At 49.0% G+C, this 3,442-nt stretch carries 3 protein-coding genes and 1 pseudogene; 2 read left to right on the plus strand and 2 right to left on the minus strand.

The genetic code is table 11. The features are described 5' to 3' along the window. Positions 1 to 255: 255 nt before the first annotated feature. Positions 256 to 747 (plus strand): annotated as a pseudogene (locus tag A3751_RS14900) (Tn3 family transposase); the annotation flags it as partial. Between the two features lie 51 nt (positions 748 to 798). After that, positions 799 to 1,131, plus strand: coding sequence for a hypothetical protein (locus A3751_RS14905; RefSeq protein ID WP_068457547.1), 333 nt, complete (start codon positions 799 to 801; stop codon positions 1,129 to 1,131). 101 nt (positions 1,132 to 1,232) lie between these two features. On the opposite strand, the gene A3751_RS14910 is transcribed toward A3751_RS14905, so the two are convergent. Beyond that, positions 1,233 to 1,772 carry a hypothetical protein gene (locus A3751_RS14910; RefSeq protein ID WP_068457548.1) on the minus strand — a complete coding sequence of 180 codons (540 nt, stop codon included), beginning with the start codon at positions 1,770 to 1,772 and terminating at the stop codon, positions 1,233 to 1,235. Between the two features lie 58 nt (positions 1,773 to 1,830). Continuing rightward, positions 1,831 to 3,442, minus strand: a 1,612-nt coding sequence (locus tag A3751_RS14915; protein ID WP_068457550.1) for an FAD-dependent oxidoreductase, incomplete at its 5' end; no start/stop codon positions are given.

Below are 3,442 nucleotides of genomic sequence, written 5' to 3' on the forward strand. Positions count from 1 at the left end.
CTGAGGCACTTCGAGGGCATTGGCGATGAAGAAAAGCTGGGGATTACAAAGCAGGTGTCGCCGGTGGCTTGGCACAACATTAATCTGAATGGGACTTATAGCTTCGACTTTGAACAAAACCTGATCGATATCGAGGAAATAATGCGGCCGATTACCGAAACTGGAGGAAATGTCTAAGTTAATACCCCTCTGGAGACCAGGAACCACGGGGGCTGTGTAGTATTATGTCTTTTTAAGACGGAAAATCCCCAGGACCCCACCTTGGTGCGAAAACTTTCATCTTATAAAAGTAACCACCCCTTACTTGAAGCATTTACCGAATACAACCGATTAGTAAAAGCTCGATATTTGCTGAGCTACATTGATGACCCTGAGCTGCGTAGTCATGTGCAAAAAGCACTGAACCGCGGTGAAGCCTATCATCAGCTACGCCGAGCGATTAGCCAGGTGAATGGTGACCGATTCCGTGGTAACAGCGATGAAGAGATCGAGCTGTGGAATGAATGCGCTAGATTAATGGCCAATGCCATCATCTACTTCAACTCCAAAGTTCTCAGTAACCTGCTGCAAAGCTTTGAGCATCAGGGCAAAGACAAGCAAGCGGAGACCATTAAGCGAGCATCTCCGGTCGCATGGCAGAGCATCAATCTGAAGGGTAAATACCTGTTCAATCAGTCTAGTGAAATGCTGGATATTGAGTATCTGATGGCGCCGATTGAGGAATATATACCGTTCCTGGAAAAGTAATGCACCTCTACAGCCTAGGAATAGCAAGGCCTACAGAGCGAATTGCAATATTTGGCGGCAAAATCCCTAGAACCCCTTACGGGAGAGACGCTGGATACTACTGCGGGCAAGAGCGTAGTAGGCGTTTCTGGTTTTCTGATCGGTGGCTTTGCGAGTGGTGGTCCCATAGGTGCGTTGGCTGGCGCTGGTCTTGGCTGGATTCTGGGTGATAAAACTCAGGAAGCTCTGGGTGTTGGCGGCAAGGCGTATCGAGTGACGACAGAAAGCGGTGAGGAAATTGTCGTACGTTCCCCCAATAAACACTGGGAAAACGGTGATCAGGTTCGGATTGTGGGCAACCGTTTGGTTGCGGAATCTTCAGTGCTGGAAGTCAGTAGTCGTTGATTTGGGTGTGATAGGGCGGGATTCCGGAAGAATGGGCTGTAAAACCTACGCGTTTTTACAGCCCTTCGAGTGCCGGTTCTAATTGCGGGAAAACTTGAAGTCTATTTTTGATGTTCGATAAACTCTCTCAAAATCGTAGCCCCTGCTGACCATCCCTTGTTTTCTGCTGTCTGTGCCGTTTTAAGTTGAGCCTTCTCTTGTGCCACTACATAAGCAAAAAATTCAGCGTGCTCTATCGGGGCCGCTTCTTTCAATGCGGCAAGTTTTTCCATGTAGGGCTGTATGATAGCCACAAGCATGCCCGCTGTAATAGGTATAACCGAGGAGACATAACCGGTTAACTTTCCGCGTGTGCGTGTGAACAGATTGGGTTGGTAGTCCAAGTTAAGTTCACTTTTCATGCGCTCGTAACGGCCTCTGTTCAGTTTTTCCAGTTGAAAGTACGCTTGATAGAACTCCCCCATGGGAGAGCCTACTCGGTTCTTGGCTATGATTTGAGTGGAAAGATAAGCAAATACACGATTGTTGTATTCGGCTTTTAGCAGCTTCCGGTATATCTCGTCGTTGTCATTGGCATACACCAAGCCAGGCATGAGTAACGCTGCTAGATAAGTAAAAGCCAGATATTTTTTTATCTTCATTCTTTGTCCATACGATGTTGGATTTTCTCAGTGATTATCCTCTAGCGACTTGTTACCCCTATTTAAGTGCTCGAAGAGCTTCAATGATTGCGGCCCTCTCACTGGGGTCTTTTACCCCGCCAAAGCCCATAGTAGTGCCTGGTACGGTGCCGGCTGGGTCTTTCAAGAAACGATCAAGAGTGGCTTCGTTCCAAGTCAGGTCGCTCTCTGATAAGCCAGATGAATAATTGAAGTTATTGGCCGAAGCGGCGGGTTGTCCGTATCTGCCTCTGAGATTGGGGCCTACGCTTGCTTTTCCGGATGTATCTGTGGAATGACACACGGTGCATTGATCAAGGGTAGTGTCTTCGTTGACACCGGCTATCGGTTTTTCTGTGTCATACGTTGGTGTCGTACGTGCGTTTAAAAGACGCGCAACACTTTGGCCGACTTGGTTGCCCGTTGCAATGGCACCGTCGATAAATCCACGCCAGCCCAAATCAATATCACCGCCGGCAAAATGCACGCGGCCTTGAGGTTCGCGTAGTGCGGGAATTGAATCTTTTAACTGACCCTTTTTCAGAACGCACCAGGTGCCTTGAGAGTAGGGATCGAGGTGCCAGTCATAATGCAGAGTGTCCACCACATCCACGTCCGGCAGAAAACGGCGAAGTAGTTTCTGCACTTGCTGGTGGTCGTTGGGGTCTATTTGTGACGGATCGGTGGAAAATGCCACAAAAATTGTACCTTCCTTTGGACTGGCCATAGTCATAATGGCGCTTATGGGCTCTTCCTCTGACGCCAGCATAAAGGTGGGCTCTACATTCTGTCGGATGCGAATGTAAAACTTTACTCCTGAACCAGCATGACCTTCCTCGGATGCCTTTATTTTCTGTGGTGACAACGCAGGTGAAAATTGAATCGTGGATAGTACATTCATCGGGACGGCGCTGATTGTGGACCGGCAAGTGAATGTTTTTCCTGTACTGGTGACTATTTTTACGTGATCTCCAAGGTCATGAACTTCCTTCACTGGCGTACCCAGTTCCACGTCGGGGCGACCATCGTCCAGCATTGCATCGATCAAGCTTCGCGTACCGTGTTTAAAACTATAGCGAGAGACGCTATCACTGTAACGAGCAATATCACTACCAACGAGGGACCACCAGCGTTGCATTTCTACATAGCTGGCTTGATCAAAATCCCCATGAACGGCAGAACCCAAGAGGCCCTCGATGATAGGTGCCAAGGAAGGCGACAGGTCCATTTGATTGAGACGATCGCGAACCGATAGGGTGTCAGCGTTATGCCAATTATCGGTGCTGAAAGGATCGTAGGGCAGAGGAAAGGAGTGAGTGGCGCCGTCGTGAAATTGGTGCATCTGTTCATTGGCAATGGCAAAGCCTTGATAGGTAGCCAGCGGAGGGGATGGCTCACTTTCGGGAGCATTGTTCTCACAGACAGCCATTTTAATCAGTGGTGGGATACCGCTCATGCCTGCATCGCGGGCTTCGTCTCCGTCCCACCACAGTAAGTTGGGAATCGTTCCGGGGGTGGAATCCACTAATGGTAAATTGTAGCGATTAATCTCAGCAAAAACGTTAGGTTGAGTGGAGTGAACCCAGGCACCACCGAGCTCAAACAGTTTTCCATCGCGCTTTACCGTAAATGTGCGTCCGCCAAGGCGATTG

The organism is Oleiphilus sp. HI0080, from assembly GCF_001635135.1.

Bases quoted from the DNA above. Each gene is read 5' to 3' on its own strand.
- A3751_RS14910 (WP_068457548.1), bottom strand. From the start codon at position 1,772: ATGAAGATAAAAAAATATCTGGCTTTTACTTATCTAGCAGCGTTACTC.